22 protein-coding genes are annotated in these 20873 nt (G+C 44.0%); 4 read left to right on the forward strand and 18 right to left on the reverse strand.

What is annotated here, in order from left to right; genetic code table 11:
- Window positions 1-113 precede the first annotated feature (113 nt).
- Window positions 114-2006: a M13 family metallopeptidase gene (locus ENLAB_RS06730; RefSeq protein ID WP_244353184.1), complete on the forward strand. Its 1893-nt coding sequence runs from the start codon at window positions 114-116 to the stop codon at window positions 2004-2006.
- 50 nt (window positions 2007-2056) lie between these two features.
- On the opposite strand, the gene ENLAB_RS06735 is transcribed toward ENLAB_RS06730, so the two are convergent.
- The 3 genes from ENLAB_RS06735 to ENLAB_RS06745 are packed head-to-tail and all read right to left on the reverse strand — an operon-like array spanning window position 2057 to window position 3659.
- On the reverse strand, window positions 2057-2356 hold the full coding sequence (locus ENLAB_RS06735; protein ID WP_005227832.1) for a hypothetical protein: 300 nt from the start codon (window positions 2354-2356) through the stop codon (window positions 2057-2059).
- Window positions 2357-2920, reverse strand: coding sequence for a cysteine hydrolase family protein (locus ENLAB_RS06740; RefSeq protein WP_244353186.1), 564 nt, complete (start codon window positions 2918-2920; stop codon window positions 2357-2359).
- Window positions 2921-2963: 43 nt separating this feature from the next.
- Window positions 2964-3659, reverse strand: a complete 696-nt coding sequence (locus ENLAB_RS06745; RefSeq protein WP_081117805.1) for a 5'-methylthioadenosine/adenosylhomocysteine nucleosidase — start codon at window positions 3657-3659, stop codon at window positions 2964-2966.
- 151 nt (window positions 3660-3810) lie between these two features.
- Here ENLAB_RS06745 and ENLAB_RS06750 point away from each other — a divergent pair, with 151 nt between their 5' ends.
- Window positions 3811-4413, forward strand: a complete 603-nt coding sequence (locus ENLAB_RS06750; RefSeq protein ID WP_142424916.1) for a class I SAM-dependent methyltransferase — start codon at window positions 3811-3813, stop codon at window positions 4411-4413.
- Window positions 4414-4470: 57 nt separating this feature from the next.
- Here ENLAB_RS06750 and macP read toward each other — a convergent pair whose 3' ends face one another.
- Together macP and ENLAB_RS06760 are read right to left on the reverse strand one after the other, a co-directional pair.
- The gene (macP, locus tag ENLAB_RS06755; protein ID WP_005227820.1) at window positions 4471-4767 is read right to left on the reverse strand and encodes a cell wall synthase accessory phosphoprotein MacP; all 297 of its coding nucleotides are present in this window, start codon (window positions 4765-4767) and stop codon (window positions 4471-4473) included.
- Window positions 4760-5338, reverse strand: a complete 579-nt coding sequence (locus ENLAB_RS06760) for an NUDIX hydrolase (RefSeq protein WP_081117807.1) — start codon at window positions 5336-5338, stop codon at window positions 4760-4762. Before ENLAB_RS06760 ends, macP begins: the two co-directional genes overlap by 8 nt.
- A gap of 218 nt (window positions 5339-5556) precedes the next feature.
- On the opposite strand from ENLAB_RS06760, the gene ENLAB_RS06765 reads away from it, so the two are divergent.
- Together ENLAB_RS06765 and ENLAB_RS06770 are read left to right on the forward strand one after the other, a co-directional pair.
- Entirely contained in the window at window positions 5557-6198 is a 642-nt protein-coding gene (locus ENLAB_RS06765; protein WP_244353188.1) for a 5-bromo-4-chloroindolyl phosphate hydrolysis family protein, read from the forward strand.
- 99 nt (window positions 6199-6297) lie between these two features.
- A complete protein-coding gene (locus tag ENLAB_RS06770) occupies window positions 6298-7491 on the forward strand; it encodes a toxic anion resistance protein (RefSeq protein ID WP_077452316.1) in 1194 nt (397 codons plus the stop codon).
- Between the two features lie 102 nt (window positions 7492-7593).
- Here the strand turns inward: ENLAB_RS06770 and ENLAB_RS06775 are convergent, their stop codons facing one another.
- The 13 genes from ENLAB_RS06775 to ENLAB_RS06835 all read right to left on the reverse strand — a co-directional run bounded on the left by ENLAB_RS06775 (window position 7594) and on the right by ENLAB_RS06835 (window position 20865).
- Window positions 7594-8511, reverse strand: coding sequence for a D-ribose ABC transporter substrate-binding protein (locus ENLAB_RS06775; protein ID WP_192940725.1), 918 nt, complete (start codon window positions 8509-8511; stop codon window positions 7594-7596).
- Between the two features lie 18 nt (window positions 8512-8529).
- Entirely contained in the window at window positions 8530-9483 is a 954-nt protein-coding gene (locus ENLAB_RS06780) for an ABC transporter permease (RefSeq protein WP_244353189.1), read from the reverse strand.
- A 1-nt stretch (window position 9484) separates the two neighbouring features.
- Window positions 9485-10969, reverse strand: a complete 1485-nt coding sequence (locus ENLAB_RS06785; protein ID WP_244353190.1) for a sugar ABC transporter ATP-binding protein — start codon at window positions 10967-10969, stop codon at window positions 9485-9487.
- Between the two features lie 19 nt (window positions 10970-10988).
- Entirely contained in the window at window positions 10989-11384 is a 396-nt protein-coding gene (rbsD, locus tag ENLAB_RS06790) for a D-ribose pyranase (protein ID WP_060792556.1), read from the reverse strand.
- Window positions 11359-12264: a ribokinase gene (rbsK, locus tag ENLAB_RS06795; protein ID WP_220426507.1), complete on the reverse strand. Its 906-nt coding sequence runs from the start codon at window positions 12262-12264 to the stop codon at window positions 11359-11361. The genes rbsD and rbsK overlap by 26 nt, the downstream gene beginning before the upstream one ends.
- On the reverse strand, window positions 12257-13243 hold the full coding sequence (locus tag ENLAB_RS06800) for a LacI family DNA-binding transcriptional regulator (protein WP_060792557.1): 987 nt from the start codon (window positions 13241-13243) through the stop codon (window positions 12257-12259). Before ENLAB_RS06800 ends, rbsK begins: the two co-directional genes overlap by 8 nt.
- Before the next feature lie 229 nt (window positions 13244-13472).
- A complete protein-coding gene (locus ENLAB_RS06805) occupies window positions 13473-14804 on the reverse strand; it encodes a sensor histidine kinase (protein WP_244353191.1) in 1332 nt (443 codons plus the stop codon).
- Window positions 14798-15484 carry a response regulator transcription factor gene (locus ENLAB_RS06810; protein ID WP_077452321.1) on the reverse strand — a complete coding sequence of 229 codons (687 nt, stop codon included), beginning with the start codon at window positions 15482-15484 and terminating at the stop codon, window positions 14798-14800. Before ENLAB_RS06810 ends, ENLAB_RS06805 begins: the two co-directional genes overlap by 7 nt.
- Before the next feature lie 74 nt (window positions 15485-15558).
- A complete protein-coding gene (locus ENLAB_RS06815; protein WP_170920075.1) occupies window positions 15559-15717 on the reverse strand; it encodes a hypothetical protein in 159 nt (52 codons plus the stop codon).
- 41 nt (window positions 15718-15758) lie between these two features.
- Window positions 15759-17072 carry a PASTA domain-containing protein gene (locus ENLAB_RS06820; protein ID WP_244353192.1) on the reverse strand — a complete coding sequence of 438 codons (1314 nt, stop codon included), beginning with the start codon at window positions 17070-17072 and terminating at the stop codon, window positions 15759-15761.
- Window positions 17065-17739: an ABC transporter ATP-binding protein gene (locus ENLAB_RS06825; protein ID WP_008379303.1), complete on the reverse strand. Its 675-nt coding sequence runs from the start codon at window positions 17737-17739 to the stop codon at window positions 17065-17067. Before ENLAB_RS06825 ends, ENLAB_RS06820 begins: the two co-directional genes overlap by 8 nt.
- Window positions 17740-17751: 12 nt before the next feature.
- On the reverse strand, window positions 17752-19206 hold the full coding sequence (locus ENLAB_RS06830; protein ID WP_244353415.1) for an ABC transporter permease: 1455 nt from the start codon (window positions 19204-19206) through the stop codon (window positions 17752-17754).
- A gap of 273 nt (window positions 19207-19479) precedes the next feature.
- On the reverse strand, window positions 19480-20865 hold the full coding sequence (locus ENLAB_RS06835; protein ID WP_086291612.1) for an APC family permease: 1386 nt from the start codon (window positions 20863-20865) through the stop codon (window positions 19480-19482).
- Between the last annotated feature and the right edge of the window lie 8 nt (window positions 20866-20873).

A 20873-nucleotide genomic window follows, 5' to 3' on the forward strand; every position in this document is an offset into this window, starting at 1 on the left:
TACCTTAGATTCTCCTCCTATTTGGATCAAAACCCTTTTTCGTCTAGAAAACTTTTCTTTGCGTCCTTACAGATTTTGTTTCATAATAGTAGAAAGCGAGAGGAGCGAAAGACATGACAACCTTGTTAAAAGATGATTTTTATGACTATGTAAATGGCGAGTGGCTGGAGACCGCTGTTATTCCAGCAGATAAACCCGCTACGGGTGGATTCCAAGATCTCGTTGACGGAATCGATTCCTTAATGATCGCAGAATTTGAAAATATGGCACACGATCCCCATGCTACGCCAAAAGGCTGCATGAAGGATGCTGTGGCTTTTTACCGCTTAGCCAGCGATTTTGCCCAACGAGAGGCAGCGGGCGCTACTGAAGCAAATGCACTATTAGCAAAAATCGAAGCGTTGCGTTCTTATGAGGAATTGAATCAGCAACTGGCAAGTTTCGTTTTAGATGGTATTGCCTTACCTTTTCAACTAGATGTCGATGCAGACATGAAAAATGCGCAAATGAATACTTTATCAGTCTATCCGCCTGCTACTATTTTGCCGGATAAAACCTATTACACAGAAAATCCCCAAGCAGGCGAAATGCTGCAAGTCTACTTTGAGATGGCCGTCAACGTTTTAGTTGCTTACGGAAAAGACCAAGCAGAAGCGGAATCGTTGGTAGAGCAAGCGATCGCATTTGATAAATTGATCGCCCCTCACGTCCGCAGTGCGGAAGAAAGTGCGGATTATAGCAAAAACTACAATCCTCGCTCCTTGGAGGAATTTGCAAAGCAAGCTAGCAAGATCGATTTTAGACAACTCTTGACGGCCCTTTTACCAGGTACACCGGAAGAGCTGATCGTAACGGAACCCGCTTACTTTGAAGCCTTTGACATTATTGTTTCTGATAGCCATTTTGAACTCTTGAAAGGCTGGATGATCGTCAACCAAAGCTTGCGCTATACTAGCTATCTGAGTGAAGAATTGCGTCAGTTAGGCGGAACCTACAGTCGCTACTTATCAGGGATCGATGAAGCGGCTCCCCAACAAAAAGCGGCTTATTACTTAACGATGGGTCATTTCAGTCAAGTGATCGGTGATTATTATGGACGCAAGTACTTTGGGGAAACGGCGAAAAAAGACGTCAAACATATGGTGGAAACAATGATTGCTGTCTACCAAGAGCGTTTGCGCAACAACACGTGGTTAAGTGAAGAAACCCGCCAAAAAGCGATTATCAAATTGAATCGTTTAGGTATCCATGTCGGGTACCCTGATCAAGTTCCTGTCATTTATGACCAGTTGCATACCGATGAAGAGAAAAGTCTGCTGGCAAATGCCCTGCATTTCAATCGTTTGTTCCGAGAAGATGCCTTCAAAAAATGGCAGCAGCCCGTGGATCGTGAGGAATGGGAAATGTCCGCCGCTACCGTGAATGCCTACTATCACCCATTTAAAAACGTGATCGTTTTCCCAGCGGCAATCTTACAAGCACCCTTTTATAGTTTGGAGCAATCCACCAGCGCAAATTATGGGGGAATCGGCGCGGTCATTGCTCATGAGATTTCCCACGCCTTTGACAACAACGGGGCAAAATTTGATGAATATGGTAATTTAAACAATTGGTGGACAGAGGAAGATTTGGCCCACTTTGAACGCTTAGCTCAAGCGATGATCGATGAGTTTGATGGACTGTCCTTTGCCGGCGGTACCGTCAACGGCACATTGACTGTTTCTGAAAACATCGCCGATGCAGGCGGACTAAGCTGTGCACTAGAAGCAGCGCAAAAGGAAAGCGACGTTTCTTTAGCAGACTTCTTCACCAATTGGGCGAAAATTTGGCGTACAAAAGCCAAAGAACAATACCAACAGCTCTTACTGTCGATCGATGTCCACGGACCAGCTAAACTACGGGCCAATATCCAAGTTCAAAATATCGATGAATTCTATACAACCTTTGATATCAAACCTGGTGACCCTATGTATCGTGCACCAGAAGATCGTGTGCAGATTTGGTGAACAAAAGCGCAAGCAGATTTTTCTGCTTGCGCTTTTTCTTCGCCAATTGTTTATTTCTGCAAAGCTTTTTTCATCATACTGATCACAGAATCGAATTGAGAATGCTCATTGACGACTTGATCGGCTTTTTGCCGATTAGGGCGGTCTTTTAGAAAGTCGAAGATTTGGTTTTCATTCTGGATGCCTAATTTAGCCATAAACTCATCCAAGTTCTGAAAATCCGTATACTTTTGCAAGAAGTCATTATTCAACAATGCCTTCACATCAAGATCTCCCTTTTGATACGCTTGATAAAGACTAGTCAGTTCACTGAAGCTGAAATTTGCTTTTAATTGATCCATCCATCCCATTTACGCTTCCTCCTTCGCAGAAATGATTTTCGCGCCAAGGGTATTTTCAAAATGGCGCAGTGCCCATTCATGTCCGACCGCGTCAAAGCTGGCAACGGTATCTGCATCGATCACCAGTTGGTAGCCTAAATTATAGGCATCCACTGCTGTATGCAAGACACAGATATCGGTACAAACGCCGGTCAAGTACAATTCCGTGATCCCTCTTTCTCGCAGACGGATGTCCAAGTCGGTACCGCTAAACGCTGAGTAATGGCGCTTGTCGATCCAATAGACATTTGGCGCTTCCTGATAGTTTTCATAAAGCGGGGCTAAACGGCCGTAAAGATGTCGACCTGCACTGCCCGCAAGATTATGGGGTGGGAACAAACGGTTTTCAGGATGATAGTTGTCTGTTTCCTCATGACGATCAATGGCAAAAACGACATACTCACCGGCTTCGATAAAGGCTTGCGTGTGAGCCACTAAGGCAGCTTCAATCGCTTGCCCAGCAGCCCCCGTGGTCAATCGTCCCTCATCTGCAACAAAATCATACGTATAATCAATCGATAGTAATGCTCTCATGCTTCCTTCCTCCTCTTACGGATCGGCTCTCCTGTTTTTTAAGTTACTTTAATGTTTCAACGAATGCCAAGACCATTTCAGCGGAACGCTTGCCAGCTTCTAAGATAAACTCATCAAAAGAGACAGTCGCTGCATGGTCGGCGGTGTCGCTGATCGCGCGCACGATCAAGAAAGGAATATTGAATTGCTGTGCGGTCTGTGCGATCGCGGCTCCTTCCATCTCACAAGCCAAGGCATCTGGAAAATGTCCTAAAATCTCCTGTACTTTTTGCGGGTCATTGATGAAACTGTCGCCGGTAACGATCAATCCCTTTTTCACGGTATGATGGGTCGCCTCTGCGGCTTTCGTCATCTCACTGATCAAGTAGCGGCTGGCTTCATAATACAAGGGCATCCCGCCAGGCAGCTGGCCATATTCATAACCAAAGCCCGTCACATCGACATCAAAATACGCCACTTTATCTGAGATCACTAAATCCCCTACTTGTAAACCGGCACCAATCCCACCAGCCGATCCAGTATTGATCACCATATTGACCCCATATTGTTGGATCAGTAAGCTAGTGGTGATCGATGCCAGAACCTTGCCGATACCTGAACGAACAACGATCACTTCATGATTGCCGATACTTCCTGAAATAAATAGTGCGCCGCCGCGTTCCCAAGAAAGCGGTGAAATCAACTGTTCCCGCAACGCCTTGATTTCTTCCTCCATTGCACCAATAATACCAATTTTCATGTGTTTGCCTCCTGCTTCTCGTTTATTTTTCATCCTTTGAAATGAAAAACAACAGAAATTCCCACGTATCTACTGACGTGTTTTTCTCCTTTCATGATAAACTAGTTTTGACGAAACGAACAGTTTTTTGTCATTATCAAAGGAGGCACTTATGTCTGAAATTTTCAACGCCATGGCAGCAAAATACGATACCCCTGAGCGGATCGCGTTAGCACACTTGGTCACCCAAACCCTTGACCCTTATTTTAAAGACAACCAGCACCAAACCTTGATCGATATCGGCGGCGGTACCGGCCTGGTAAGTCTGCCCTTAGCAGCTTATGTCCAGCACTTAGCCATCTGGGATACTGCCCCTAACATGATCGAGGTTTCTGAAAAAAAAATCAACCAACTGCAGCTGGCCAATGCTTCTGCAACTGTCCACGATCTGCTGCAAGAATCCTTGCAAGCAAAAGCAGATGCTGTGCTGCTATCCCTCGTCTTGCTGCATATTCCTGACACAGCCGCTATGCTGGAAAAACTATACGCCTTGCTGCAGCCGGGAGGAACCCTTTATCTAGTGGATTTCCTCAAAAATCCCGCCGTGTCTCACCCGCTGGTTCATAATGGGTTCGATCCTGCCGCATTGACTCAACTGGCTGAGACGACTGGTTTTGCAGTTACTTCCTTTACCGTTTTTCATGAAGCGGATCATTTGTTCATGAATCAGCCAGCTGCCATGTTTTTAGCTATTTTGAAAAAGCCGACCGAATAACAAAAAAGCCGCACTTGCAGAAGATGCAGGGACGGCTTTTTCTTAGTACTACAAGGATCACAACAAAAAGATCGCTAAACCGACGACGACTAACAATAAAGTGACGATCACGATGGCTTTCATTAAAAAGCGATTCAGATCCCGAGATTTTTGGTTCTCGCCCGCACGGGTCTTCGTGATTTCTTTGTTTTTCTTGCGGACTTTTCGGTAGTGGTTATCGATTTGTTTTTCTTTTTGTTTCCATTCTTTCTTGCTTTGTTTTTCTACGATTTGCTGATTGCGTTCAGCTGCCGCTTGTTCTTCTTCGCGTCGGCGTCGAAGCTCACTGCGGGTGATCAATGGTTCTTTAGGCAAGTCCGTTCCTCCGTTTCAATTCCAGCAACTCCCAAAATTGGATCGCAAACACGGTCTTCGCATCACAGATCGTTCCATCAGCGATAGCGGCTTGTGCCTGCTCTAAGTTCAATTCATAGACTTCCAGCACTTCGTCTTCGTCTTGCGGTAATGGATTGGTCACTTTTTCCAGCTCTTTCGCATAATAGACGTGCAAGATTTCATTCGCAAAGCCTGGTGAAAGGTACATAGAAGAAACGTGCTCCAGCGTTTTTGCACGATAGCCAGTCTCTTCTTCTAATTCCCGGGCGCCAGTCAAATCCGGACGAGCACCTTCTCCTGGATCGATTTTTCCTGCTGGTATCTCTAAAATCACTCGCTCTAATGGTTTTCTGAATTGGCGAACGAACAGCATCTTGTTCTCACTCGTCAAGGCAATCACGGCCACACCGCCTGGGTGAAAGACGAGTTCTCGTTTGCTGGTCCCGCCATTTGGCAAGGAGACATCATCAACCACTACATCAATGATCTTGCCATGGAAAATTTCATTTCGTTGGATCGTTTTTTCTTCAAAATCTTTAAATTCTAACATCTATCGACACCTAACTTTCCTCATACGTCTTATCTATCAAACACTTTAGCATAATTTAGAAAAAATATCTTCTTAAGAAATAGCAAGAAAGCTTATGAATTTACTAAATATCGGAAAATCCACCCCAAGTCTGATATTTTTCTTTTAGTGAACATGCTAAAATAAAGATGTCGAATAACCCAATCTACTTGTCCAAGAGATTTTTAGGAGGAGGAAAAATGAAAAAAAACATCTGGCTGATCGTTGGTGCGATCGTCCTCATCAGTATTATTTTTAACGTAGTAGGCGATTCATTTGCGAGCCTATTATTAATCGTCGGTGCGATTTTAGTCTACGTCGGTATCAGAGGACGTAAAGTTCCAGCAGCCGATCCACAAGTTTTGCCTTCTTTAACGAGAGAAAGAGAAGCCCATTACTTGAAAAGCGGGATGACTAGTCGTGAGATCGAATTGTTCCGGGAAACGATGAATCAGACGAAACACCAAATCGATAAATACCAAAAAAATATCACTAGCAATAACAAGTTAAAAGCCATTGACTTGCGTCACGATGCTTTGCGTGCCTCAAAAGCTCTTTTCAAAGAACTCGTAAAAGAACCAACCAAACTGCCTTTGGCAAGTCATTTTCTCTATACCCACTTGCCTAATATGGTCGATTTGACCGATAAGTTCATTGAAATCAATAGCCATGAGATCAAAAGTCGTGAGACCTATGATAAAATTGAGGAAAGCACCCAAATCATCGAGCAAATGGCTTCCTTGATCGCCAAAGACTACTCCCAATTTGTAGCAGACGATCTTGATGACATGGATGTTGAGTTATCCATTGCCAAACAAAGCATAAAACGAGATAATGAATAGGGATAGATTCTGATTGGCAACAAGAAAAGAATCTAAAAAAAAAAATCTAGCCCAGGCTAGATTTTTTTCGAAAGCAGACACTTATTAGGAGGAGTTATTATGAGTGAAACACCAAATCAAGCAAAACCCGTAACGGATACGCTTGACGATTTATTGAACAACCCATTTTCAACCCCTGTCGACACTTTGACCACCACTCAACAAGCGGAGATCAGTCAGCTGAAAGAACAGCAAACGGCACCGCGTTTGATTGATAAATTACCGCCAGAGCGTCAAGCACAGGCCCAAGAATTAGCCAGCAAGATCGATGCAACTGACCAACAAGCGGTCATCACCTATGGTGCAGCTGCCCAAACCAAACTTGGAGAGTTTTCCCAATCCATGTTGAACCATGTCCAAGCAGCTGATATCGGCCCTGTGGGCGACTCATTGACGGAGTTGATGTATCGCTTGCAAGAAGCCAATCCAGACGAACTGCGTGCAGGTGAAGGCAACTTATTCAAGCGGATGTTTGGTAAAGTCAAACAATCCATTTTTGAAATCACCGCTAAATACCAAAAAATCGGTGCCCAAATCGACAAGATCGCCGTCAAATTGGATAAAGAAAAAGACGGTTTGCTAAAAGACAACCTGATGTTGGAACAATTGTATCAAAAGAACAAAGATTACTTCGATGCATTGAACATCTACATTGCCGCTGGCGAGTTGAAGATGCAAGAATTGCAAACCAAAATCATTCCTGAAGCTATGAAAAAAGCAGAAGAAACGAATGATCAAATGGACGTACAGATCGCCAACGATTATACGCAATTCCTAGATCGTTTAGACAAACGGACCCATGACTTGCGTTTGGCCCGCCAAATCACGATCCAACAGGCACCACAAATTCGCCTGATCCAAAACACGAACCAAGCGTTAGCAGAAAAAATCCAAGCTTCTGTCAATACAGCGATCCCACTGTGGAAAAACCAAGTAGTGATTGCCTTGACTTTATTGCGTCAAAAAGATGCAGTTACGGCACAGCGTCAAGTTTCTGAGACCACCAATGATCTATTGAAGAAAAACTCAGAAATGTTGAAAGTTTCTGCTATTGAAACAGCGAAAGAAAACGAGCGCGGCATCGTCGACATCGAAACATTGCAAAAAACACAAAACGACCTTGTGGAAACGATCCAAGAAACATTACGGATCCAAAAAGAAGGAAAAGAAAAACGTCGGGCTGCCGAAGTGGAATTGGGTCATCTAGAAGAAGACTTGAAAGACCGCTTATTGGATTTAACTAGCAACAAGTAAACGAAACATCACGCATTAAAGAAAGCCCCTCTTTGGTGACCTGAATGGTCAGCCAAAGAGGGGCTTTCGATGTTAAAAGTAGGAAATGCATTGAGCGCCAAATTATTTTTTCACCAACTCTAATGGTGAATCGATTTGTTCAGCGACTGTTTTCCCTTGGAAATGGTCAAACGCTGCCTGCAAAGCAAGGCGGCCCATTTCTTCTGGTTTTTGAGCGATCGTTGCCGTCATTCTACCTTCTTCGATGGCTTTGAGACCGTCTTCAGTACCGTCAAACCCGACAATCACTACGCCTTCTCGGTTTCCAATCGCTTCGGCTGCCCCTAAAGCCATTTCATCGTTTTGTGCAAAGACGCCTTGAATGTCATTGTTGGCTTGGAGGATATTTTCCATAACCGTTAATCCTTCTGCTCGATTGAAGTTTGCGGATTGCTTTTCAACAACATCCAGTTTGTCTTTGGCATAATCATCAAAGCCTTTTCCCCGCTCTCTGGTTGCAGAAGCGCCAGGGACGCCTTCAAGTTCTACCACTTTTGCGTTTTCCCCTAATTGTTCGAGGATAAATTCTGCTGCCATTTTCCCGCCTTCTTCATTATTGGAGGCAACAGTCGTCAAAAGCGTTCCTCCATCGCTACTACGGTCGATGGCAATAACTGGGATGTTGGCATTATTAGCGGCTTCAACAGCTGGGACGATAGCAGCAGAATCAACGGGATTGATCAAAAGCACATCCACGCCTTGTTGGATCAAATCATCAATATCATTGCTTTGCTTGGCAGTATCATCTTGGGCATCAACAAAGCGTACATCGGTGTCATTTTCCTCAGCCAATTGATTGATCCCCTCTTGCATGGAAACAAAAAACGGGTTATTGAGGGTGGAGATTGATACACCAACTGTCAATTCTGAAGCTGCTTTTTCCTCACTTTGTGTCTCACTACTGCCACCATTGTCCAATGTTGCCGCTCCACATCCAGAAAGTACCAATAAGCCTGCTGCCAATAAAAACATTTTTTTCATAATAGATCCTCCTATTTTTTATTTCCTTTTCCGATCCAGTAACACTGCAATTACGATCACGATCCCTTTAACGATTTGTTGATAAAAACTTGAGACACCCAATAGATTTAAACCATTGTTCAACGTACCAATGATCAATGCCCCGATCAACGTACCAAAAATTCTGCCTCTTCCACCAGATAAGCTCGTACCACCTAAAACGACTGCTGCAATCGCATCCATTTCATAGGCTTGCCCTGCTGTTGGTTGCGCAGAATTCAGCCTAGAAGTGATGATCATGCCACTGATTGAAGCCATCAATCCGGAGATCGAATAAATGATCAGTTTTATCTTATCGATTTTCACACCGGCAATAAAAGCGGCCTTTTCATTGCCACCGATGGCATAGGTTTTTCGTCCGAAGGCTGTGCGATGAAGCAACAAGAACAAAAGAAAGAACACGAGAAACATCAATACGACTGGAAAAGGAATCCCGAAAAGATACCCACGACCAATAAAGCTGAATAGAAAGCTGTCACCTAGTCCAGTGATTGGATTTCCATTGGTGTACACTAAGGTAGCACCCCGATAGATCGTCATCGTTGCTAAGGTTGCGATAAACGGCGCCATTTTTCCTTTTGAGATCAGTAGTCCATTCAACGCACCAAGGATCGCTCCACTTAGTAACCCAATCAAAATAGCGACTAAAGGTGACACCCCATTGGCCATCATTCCTGCTGTCAAGGCACTGGAAAGTGCCAAGGTGGACCCTACAGACAAATCAATGCCCCCGGTCAAAATGACAAAGGTCATTCCGAATGCAATAAAGCCATTCGCTGCGACTTGCCGCAAAAGATTCAACAAATTACTGGGTGATAAAAAGCTTGGATTTAAGGCAGTGACAGCAGCCACTAGAGCCATCAAAGCGAGTAAAGGTCCCAATTTACTAATTGATTCCGAGAGTTGTTTTGTTTTCATACCACTTTTTTCCATATTAGTTTCCTCCTGTCGCATACGTCATGATCTTCTCTTGTGTGGCTTCTTGCTGAGAGAGTTCCCCTGATATTTTTCCTTCGTGTAAAACAATGATGCGATCGCTGACACCTAACACTTCTGGTAGATCACTAGAAACCATCAAAATCGCAATACCACGTTCCGCTAACTCATTCATCAGCTGATAAATCTCTCGTTTGGCACCTACGTCTACTCCGCGTGTCGGTTCATCTAAAATCAATACTTTTGGTCCGACACCGATCCACTTCGCCAAAACCACTTTTTGCTGATTTCCACCAGAAAGCTCGCTGGCTAAATTCTGGGCACTCATAGCTTTGATGCGTAAGCGCTCGATCATTAACGCGACGAAACTGGCTTCAGTCTTGCTATCGACCATGCCTGTTTTGACAAAATTATCAATGCTGGGCAAACTGATATTATCGGTCAGGGAAAAGTCTAAGACCAAGCCTTCCGTTTTCCGATTTTCTGTTAGAAAGCCAAAGCCATTGGCGATCGCCTTTGAAGGTGAAGAATTTTTCACTTCTTGCCCTTCAACGATTAAGGTACCGCTTTCAATTTCATCTAAACCAAATATTCCTCGCATGACTTCTGTGCGTCCAGCACCCATTAAACCTGAGAACCCAAGGATCTCGCCTGCTCTTACTTGAAAATTGATGCCTTGGTAAACTTTAGAAGCTGCTGTTAAATTTTTCACTTCAAAAACGACTTCACCGATCTGCGCTTGCTTTTCTGGATAATAATCAGCTAACTCTCTACCGACCATTTTCTTCACGACCTCTTCCATCGTCGTATCCTCCGTCTTTTTCGTATCGATCGATAGACCATCCCGCATCACAGTGATCTTGTCACTTATTTTGAAAATCTCCTCCATTCGATGAGAGATATAAACGATCGCTACGCCGTTTTCTTTCATGCGACGAATGATTTGAAACAAATTATTGATTTCCTTATCCGACAAGGCAGCAGTCGGTTCATCCATGATCAACACCTTGGCATCAGTCATCAGCGCTTTCGTGATCTCGATCATTTGCTGTTGCCCGACTGAAAGTTCATCCACTTCTTTTTGAAGGGGGATCTGAATCCCCAACTGTTCAAAGACTGCCTGCGCCTTGTTTGCCATTTTCTTCGTATCTAGTAGCCCAAAGGTGGTTTTCAATTCCCGATTCAAGAATAAGTTATCCAATACAGTCATCTGTTCCCAGTTATTCATTTCTTGATGGATAAAGCTAACACCGGCTTGTTCGGCTTCCTTCGGATCGGCGTAGTTCGTTTCTTTGCCATCGATCAAAATCGTCCCTGCATCTTTGGCATGTAACCCAGTTAAAATGTTCATCAACGTTGACTTGCCTGCCCCATTTTCTCCCATTAGGGCATGGATTTCTCCAGGGTACAATGTTAATGAGACATCTCTTAACACTTGATTCTTCCCAAAGGATTTCTCAATATTGCTCATCTCGACTTGCACATGATTTCCTCCTGTCTCTTTAGAAGATAACGGCTGCTTGTAAAATAATGTTCGAATAGGGTGTCGCCTCCCCTGTTCGAATAATGGCTTTGCTTTCCTTTGTTTCTTCTTTGAATGCCTCATGTGGAACAAAACGAATCGGAACATTCGGGAACGTTTTTTGAATCAATTGCCACTGCTCCGCATTCTCCGTCTTTATTTCCTCTGCTAAAACGATCGCCTCGACTGCCATCTCTTGTTGCATTACCGATAACACCTCTTCAAAACTCGGACTACCTAGTTTTAATGCCAGATCGATTTTTTTCACCCCTGTGGGTACTGGCAACCCCAAGTCCCCAATCGTAAGCTGATCGGTGTGGCCTAAATCCGCCAATAATTTATCGATTTCACTATTTAATGCCCCATGCTTCTTCATACAATGGACTCTCCTTCATTTCCTTTAATGTAGGCATTCCGCCTTGAGCACCATATCCTTTGACGGAGATCGCTGCTGCTAAGTTGGCAAAGGCAATGGCGTTTTCTAAGGGAACACCTGCTAAAATCCCTACTGCTAATGCACCATTGAAGGTATCCCCAGCTCCCGTAGTATCGACCGCAGCAACTGGAAAGGCAGGAACTAAGACCTCCGACTTCCCGTTGTGAAAAATCGCTCCTTTGGCACCTAGGGTAACGATCAATCGATTAGGGTAGGCTGCTAAAACGTCAGCAAGCTTTTGATTGGGAAAAAGTAACTTAAACTCATGTTCATTAGGGGTCAGATACCCCACCTTAGATAACATACGCGGATTGAGCTTTCTCGCAGGTGCTGGATTATATAAAACAGGGATTTTTGCTTCCCAACACCAGTCGATGATGGCTTCATTGGCTTCTTGGGGAATCTCGTTTTGCAAAATCACTAAATCAGCCTCTGTGATGTTTCCTTTTATTTCGGAAAAGCGAGCTAAATCAAGCGCATTATTGGCACCGGGTATGACAATGATGCTATTGTCATTTTCATGCAAAATGATATGCGCGGCACCAGATGGAGAATGTGTAACGGGTTCCACATTCTCCGTAGAAACGCCGTTCACGTTTAAGTTTTCGACGATTTCATTTCCGAAACGATCAGTTCCTACATGGCCTAGCATTGCTACTTCTGCACCTAAACGGCTAGCGGCGATGGCTTGGTTTGCTCCTTTGCCGCCAAAGTTCGTGTCAAATTTTTCCCCAAAAACCGTTTCTCCTTGATTGGGTTTCACCTTCGTAGTGACTACAAAATCTGTTGCCATACTACCAATCACGATGATCTTATTCAATTGGCGTTCCTCCATTTCTTACTGTTTCTCTTTCTTCTAAATGAACAGGAAGGATGATTTTTTTCTGTTCAATAAATTGATCGTTGATCAATGCAAAGAGCATTTCTGCTCCTTTATAACCTACTTGATAAGCAGGCTGATGGATCGTCGTCAAGCGTGGCACCACCAATTTACTGATGGGAATATCGTCATAGCCGATCACTTGAAGTTGTTCTGGGATCTTTACACCATGATGATAAGCCTCTTGCATGATGGCAATCGCATGGGTATCACTTGGTGCAATCACACTATCGACAGTGGGATGTTCTAAAAAAACTTGCTTCGCTGTCAACGTCGCATCCTCTAAGAGAAAGGATGTGGATTTCACTAGTGCATAAGGAACTTGTGCTTTTTTCAATGTGTATTCAACACTTAATAAACGATCCCGAGCACGGGTGACAGATTCAGGCCCAGCAATCACGACTACCTTTTTGGGGTCACCTTTTAAGATCGCTTCAGCAGCCAGTTCGCCCCCTTGAAGGTCATCCGAATAAACCCCATATTCGACATCTTGATCGATCCGATCCAAGACGACCGTCGGAATATTGCTTTGGGTACGATTTTTATTTTCGACAGCGGAAAGAATCCCCGCCACATTGTTTTGCTCAAACGCACGTAAATATTCATTGGCTTTCTCATTGTCTTCTTGAATGTTGCCAAGGATGACTTGATAGCCTTTTTTTTGTAGAAAGTCTTCAACGCCTTTGGCTACTAGCGGAAAAAACGGGTTGGATATATCAGGAAGTAGCAAACCAATCAATTTTGACTTTTTCTGATACAGCGAACGTGCGACTTCATTGGGGGAATAATTCAGTTCATTGATCGCCTGATGGATTTTCTCACGGGCTTTTTCGCTCACATAGCCAGTCCCATTCATGGCTCTTGAAACTGTCGCTACGGAAAGGCCAGCTAAATTAGCGACATCTTTAATTGTTGGCATGTTGCTCCCTCCTGTGTAACCGATTACACACTTATCATAGCCGACCTTTATGAAAATTGCAAGGAGAAATAAAAAAACTTTTTTCCCTTGGTGTCCCCTTCTCCTAAAAAAATGCGTTTTGCTGCATAAATAGCCGCATTTCGAGGAAGCGAAACTTTCTCGAGATGCGGCAAAAGGTTTGATGAGCGCAGCGACATATCTTTTATTTCCTACCGGTAAAGCTAATTTTTCAATGAAATGAAACTTCAAAGTGATTGACGCCGTCTTGATCCACCGTCAAACTGATTTGCGCCTGCAACATTTCTGTGATGGCTTTGGCGATGGCTAAACCTAACCCATAGCCACCGTCTTGATGGTTGCGAGAAGGATCCCCGCGGTAGAAGCGGTCAAAGACATAGGGAATTGTTTCTTCTGGGATCGGACAACCACTGTTGGAGACTTGCAGCACCGTTTTTCGTTGGCGTTCAACGAGTGCCACTGTGACGGTTTCTCCAGCGGGCGTGTATTTCAAGGCATTATCTACCAATATCATGGTCAATTGCCGCAAGGCTTGCTCATTGCTTTCAAGGCTCACCTGTTTAGCGATCTGTTCCTGATAGTGGATCCCTTTTTCCAGCGCAATGGCCTCCATGCTTTGATAAACACTTTGCACGACTTGACTGGCATCAATCACCGAACGCACGACTTCTTGCTCGGCACTTTCGAATTTGGTCAATAGCAGTAAGCTATTCACTAGCTCATCCATCCGTTCGGAACCTAACTGAATGTTTTCCAGCCATTTCATTTGGCTTTCCAAGGTTTCTTCTGGACTGCCAGCTAATACTTCGGCATTAACTTGAATGATTGCCAGTGGTGTTTTCAACTCATGGGAAGCGTTAGAAACAAACTCTTTTTGTTTGCGCCAAGCCAGTTCAACTGGTCGCAAGGCTCGATTGGCGACGTAAAAACTAGCGATATAGATACTGGCTAAAGCTAAAACGCCGATGAGCAAAAGCGTGTTTCTTAGATTTCTCAGACTGGTCTTATAATCGGTGACATCAAAAAACATTACTTGGTAATATGGCTCATAGCTATTGATACTGGTGGAGTACATTCCCATTGACTCATTATTGATGGAATAATGGCTGAAAGAAGCCACCAAAAAGAGGGAATAGCGCCAATAACGATCATTCAACTTCACCTCGTTTGGTACTGCTCCTTGCTTCGTTGCTGTATCGACCAAAGCGGCATACAGTTCGCTCTCATCGACAACCTCATCATCACTTTGGATCTCAACGTCGACTTGATCGCTGACAACTAAGCCAATTTCTCTGAGATCGCTGGTACTATTGATGACGGTCAAAATCATTGGATATTCTGGATCGATTAGTGATTGCCTTATTTCGTCCTCCTCTAGAGGTGCCGCACCTAAACTATTTGCTTCTTGCGAGATTAGTGATTGAATCTCATTTTCGATTTGCGTGGCATTCAAAATATAGATAAAGGTAAAGGCACCTAAGACAATAATCGAGGTCAATGCCATATTGAACCATAGCATTTTATTTCGCAATTTTTTTAACATGGCGGCTCCTTGCTCTGCAAAATGTACCCGGCATTGCGGATCGTACGAATGCCGATATCCGCTTCTAGCAGCGTCAGTTTTTTTCGCAGCAAAGATACATAGATCTCAACACGGTTTTCTTCCACATCGGGATCAAAGCCCCAAATCTTATTGATGATGGTTTCTTTTGATAAAATCACTTTAGGTCTGGCTAAAAATAGCTCCATCAGTTTCATTTCTTTTGGTGACAGCACCACTTGATTGGTCTTCGTAGCTAACTGCAGCTCATTACGCGCCAAGACCACATTGCCAAATGCTAACTGGTCTTCTTGGTAATCCAAGTCTTTTCTTCTGCCTAGCGAACGGATCCGAGCCAGCAGCTCTTTCATTTGAAAAGGCTTCGTCAAATAATCATCGGCTCCTGCATCTAAGCCAAGCACCTTGTCATCGACTTCGCTTTTGGCCGTCAACATAATGATCGGCGTCCGGATGTTTTGCTTGCGTAACGTCTTTAGCAATGTGATTCCATCGATTTTAGGCAGCATGATATCCAAAACAAGAATGTCATATACACCACTCGTAGCATAATCTAATCCGGTTTCGCCGTCAAAGGCCAAATCAACGGAATAATGGTGTTTCTTCAATAAGCTGGCAACCGCTTCTGCGATCGATGGCTCATCTTCTACGAATAAGATCCGCATCGGTCAGTCCCCCTTTTACACTCATCATTTCTTTTTTCAATCACTTTTCGGTAAGCACAATCATTCCTGTAGGATCATTCTAATTGTTCTCCAATAAAACGTTCTGTTGAAACGATCCGCATGTGTACACTTGATTGATGAATCCACATGTGTAGCAACAATGCTACCATACCGCTTAGTAAAAAGACAAACAGCTTTTTCCTAAGTTCTTGAAAATTCTCTTGATGACGCATGGGTTTCCTCCTTTTGCAGGTTGACTAAAAAAAGAAAGCGGCTATTCAGGATCAGATGCCGTTGGGGCTGTCTGATTGCCTAAACTGATATCAAAGGTGATCGTATCTTCTAACGGCAGAAACTGATTGAACTTGCTCATCCCCACGATCGTTCCGTAGGGTTCTGCTGAGTTGACGTAACGGACTTGATAGCTGATGTTCGCCCCTTTTGAACGGAATTCATCAAAGAAAAGCTTTTGCAGATCTCCTTCAAGGTATTCTCCTCGACGATAATCTCTGATATACGGTTGACCTGCGGAGTAGACGACGTCAATCCCTTGGTCATCTTTGCTAGTCAGGACTGTCCCGGCGGACTCGCTTTGGGAAATCAGCTGTCCGTAAGCCAGACTCTGAGTAAACTGCATCCGCACCCGTACATTGACGCCCTCAACAGCGTCTTGGGCATCATCTGGTAAAATCGTTGAAAAGTCCGGTACGGTGACTCCTTTTCCTAGGGAAATCGTTACTTGAAACGCATCCCGTTTCGCGATTTTTTCTTTTGGTGCCACGCTTTGTTCAATGACTTTGCCTTCTTCCACAGTGTCTGAAGCCTGTTCTTTGACTTCTAGGTCCAGCTCATGGACTTTCCCCCATGTTTCTACCTCTGAACGTGTTTTATCCTTAAAGTCAGGTACCTCAATATCTTTTTCAAAGATTTCTTCGCCTTTTGAATAAAAGACTCGTCCGACATCTCGACGATGATAGTTTTCTCGTGAGACTTCTTTATTGGTAAATTCTACTCGAATCGGTGCTTTTTCCTCGATCTCATCGTGGTATTCATCGACGATCGTCAAATTGCTGGCTTGATTTTTTTCGATCCACTCTGCTGCCTCGTCTCTGGTCATTTCCATAAAGTCTGGCAACGCCAATTTCTCTTCTGGATCTGGTCCTTGGCTAACCGTTAGATGCAACGTGCTTCTTTTTCTGACTCGGCTTCTGGCAGCTTCTTCTTGGGCAATCACTTGATTGGCTGGGGCTTCATTATAGGCTGGTGTGACAGCAACCGCAAGATCATGTTCCGCCGCCCATTCCCTGACCTCTGAGATCTCTTTGTCCACAAAGTTATCCAACCGGACATACGCCAATTGGAAAAATAAAAAGCCGCTGAGTATAAAGAGTCCAAGCAAGGCAGCTAACCCTAGCAGTCGTTTTTTCCGCCGCTTCTTTTTGAAGGAGGGATCGTGTTCGATCCCCTCTTCTAAAGAAGCTGAACCTTTTTCTTTGCGGGAAGCACGGGAAGAAGGTGCTTTAGCTGTAGCTGATTCCTTGTCTGGCTCTTTCGGTTCTTCTTCAAACTTCGATAAAAAATCACTCATAGGCTGTCAACGCACCTTTTTTTAAATAAAATGTCTGATCTGACTGCTTGGCAATCTCAGTCGAATGGGTCACTACGATGATGCACTTGTTGTGGATCGCCGCTAGTTCTTTAAAAATATCCACGATTTCTTGTTCCATGCCTTCATCCAAATTCCCGGTAGGTTCATCGGCTAAAATGATATCAACGTTGGTCGCTAAAGCACGAGCGATGGCGACCCGCTGCTGTTCCCCACCGGAAAGCTGATTGACGAAACGATCGGCTTTCGTGGAATTGATGCCGATATAGTCCAGCAAACGATACGCAATTTGATCGTGCTGATCTGGTAGTTTGTTGTCTGAAATCGCCATTGAAACAAGGACGTTTTCTAAAGCCGTCAAATAAGGGATCAAGTTGTAACTTTGAAAAATCAAACTGATCTTGTTGCGGCGATATTCTTCATAACCGATCGTTTTGATATTTTTTTCTTCAAAAAACACTTCCCCATCGGTTGGCTGATCCAATGCACTGATCAAGGAAAGAAAAGTGGTCTTTCCTGAGCCTGATTTTCCTAAGATCGTGTAAAATTTGCCTTTTTCAAAGGAGATATTGGTTTTATCTAAAATTTTCCGGCGATTCTCGCCATCTTGGTAGTAATACGTCATGTCTTTTGTTTCTAAAATTGCCATGTTCATCGCTCCTTACAGCATGATTTTTTTCGGATTCAACCGTAAAATATACAACAGCGGCACCACTGCCGAAAGCAAGATCGTCACGATCCCAGTCGCTAAAAAGGCGATCACATAAGATAAGGTATATTGAACGCGAAACGCCTCGTTGATCGTCGCTTGGTCGATTTTCGGTGCACCCACAAAGAATTGTTCCATCCCTGCTTGGTTTGCCTCTAGCATACTGCTGGCTAACAAAGATTCAGAAACCATCTTGCCCAGCATGTTGCCGGTGACTAAGGAAATCAACATCGCACTGATACCAATCAGCAGGAGTTCGATAACGATTTGTGCAAACACGTATTTCCGGCGTTCACCTAACGAAAGGTAGATGCCTAACTCATATTTACGATCACGGGTAAACAACACAATGATCAAGGAGATAATAATCAAGGAAGCAATCACCGCAATCACTACGACATACGAGGAAATTTGTGATAAGCGATTCATACTGGTTCCCACACGGTCATACTCATCCGTAGAAGCATTGACCTTATAGCCATTTGGCAAGAGTGGTGTCACCTCTTGTTTGAATTGTTCTGCATCTTCTGGTTGATTCAAAATAAATTGCGGGGTAAAGAAATCCTCGTCAGAACCGGGGTCTGTCGCTGGAAACGCCGCTTGTCGCCCCACACGTTCCTCTTCAACAATCGTTTTCACAGCATCATTTGGCATATAGATCCGATTGAAGGGCCGATCATCAAAAGCAAACGAGCTGACTCCCCCCTCTTGTCCTTGTTCATTCGCTTTTTCTAAGCTGATATTTTTAAAGATCCCGACGATTTCGATAGGATAATCATTGCCTTTTTGTTTCTCTGGCTCCTCACCAGACGAATAGTCGATAAACTGTCCATCTAAGACCATGGTGTCACCAACGGTCAAGCCGTTTTCCTGAGCCACCTCTTCAGAAATCAACCCTACACGTTTTCCGGTACGCTGTTCCTCTTCTGTAAAGAAGCGTCCCTGTGTTAAATTCACCGTATCTTCTTCAAAATCCAACGGTTGTAAGAGATTGGTTCCTGTTAAATAGACCCAAGAATCCATACCTCCAGAAGCCATGATATTCTCGTTTTCAACTTCTGGTCTAAAACTATAGGGTTTGAATTTATCAACAGCAATCATTGCTTCTCGCAAATAGTCATACTGTTTGACTTCCGAGCGCTCGCCAATTTGTTTGATCAGCTCCTCCGGCAGCGGCTGAATCTCCTCCATACTTGCGCCGCCCTCACTATTTGCCATCAAGGCTTCATAGTCGATATCGATCGTTGCGAGGGAACCTAATTGGTTTTTGATCTGCTTTTCGACATTTTGAGTCGACTGATTGACCGCAATTGCGCCAGCGATCACATTTCCTAAAATTAGAATAACAGCAAACAATATTGCAGATTTTCCTCGCTTTCTCGTCACACTCAGCCATGCCCGTTTCATATAATTCAATTGCCAACATCCTCTCTTTTTTTCTCTAACAAAAGCATACTGGATGAACCTTTAGTGAATCTGTCATTTGGAAAATTTCCCAAAAAAAGCAGATCCATAGAGGACGTTTGATAAAAAAAGACTGTCGTTGCAATGATCAGCACCAGAAATGACCACTATTTGAGTAACAAAAAAAGCCTCCTAAAACGCTGCTTATAGGAAGCTCGGCTATATTTACACAAAAAAAGACAAAGACCGCATCCGGGTCTTTGCCTTTTCATAATCCTATTCGTCAATGTTCTCATTTAATTCGCTGTTACGATAGCCATATACAAAATAGATCGCGATCCCGATCACTAAAGAGATCCCAAAAACGATCCAAGTCGCCGTTTTCAGGCGTGTCATCAAGAAGAGACAGCTGGCAACGGACAACAAAGGCAATAACGGTACCAGGGGTACTTTGAACTCACCTTTAGCAGGGGGGCCCATCATCTTCCGCAGCTTGATGATCCCTAAGGACATCAAGATCATATACGACAATGCCGCAATGTTGGTCAATTCTGCTAAGATATTCAATGGGAAAGCTGCTGCAAAGAAGAAAGCAAAAACACCGGCGATATAGGTCGCTTTCTTTGGTGTTTGATGTTTTGGATCGATGGCTTGCATGGCTTTTGGCAATAACCCATCTTTACTGATGGCATATAACAGACGCGCCAAGGAGTACATCATAGCGATCGTCACTGTTAATAAGGTCAAGATCGCCCCTACGGAAATGATTGATCCGACAACCCCATGACCGACATAACGCATAGCAAAAGCCACCGGATCATTGACTCCTAATTCAGCAAACGGCACGATCCCTGTCATGATCAGGGTAACAACGATGTACAGTACCGTTGCGATCGCAATCGAACCAATGATCCCCCGAGGGACATTTTTCTTGGCATCTTCGACTTCTTCCGCCGCCATTGCGACAGCATCGAAGCCAAGAAAAGCAAAGAAGACTAACGCTGCACCATTAAAGACGCCTGAAAAACCAAAGGGCATAAAAGGCTGCCAGTTGTCTGGTTCTACGAAAAAGGCACCAAAAACAATAAACAAGACGATCACGCCGAATTTGACCCACACCATGGCATTATTCAAACGTAACGCTTTTTTCGCTTCTTGGCTAACCCATAAGGTTACAAAAATAATGACTAAACCAGCGATCAAATCAATGTAGGTCCCCTTGCTTGGGTCATAACCGCCAGTCAAAGCGGTTGGTAAATGGATATCCGCACTGGCCAAAAAGCCTTGCACATAGCCTGACCAGCCAGATGCCACCGAAGAAACGGCCAATAAGAACTCGCAAATCAAAAACCAGCCTGCCAGCCACGCGGTAAATTCACCAAAAACGACATATAAATACGAGTAGGCGCCCCCTAAAACAGGGATCCGAGAAGCAAATTCCGCAAAAGAAAGCCCTGATAACACAACAACGATACCAGCTACAACAAAGGAAAGAATCAATGCCGGTCCGGCATATTCAGCAGAAGCAGTCCCTGTAACAACAAAGATACCTGTGCCGATAATGGCGCCGATCCCCAACATAATCAAATCTTTTAACTTCAACTCTTTTTTTAAATTCGTCACACTTTCCCGTTGTATGACTTTTTTTCGAAATAAATCCATAATTCCTC

Source organism: Enterococcus innesii (genome assembly GCF_022846515.1).
Classification (GTDB): Bacteria; Bacillota; Bacilli; order Lactobacillales; family Enterococcaceae; genus Enterococcus_D; species Enterococcus_D innesii.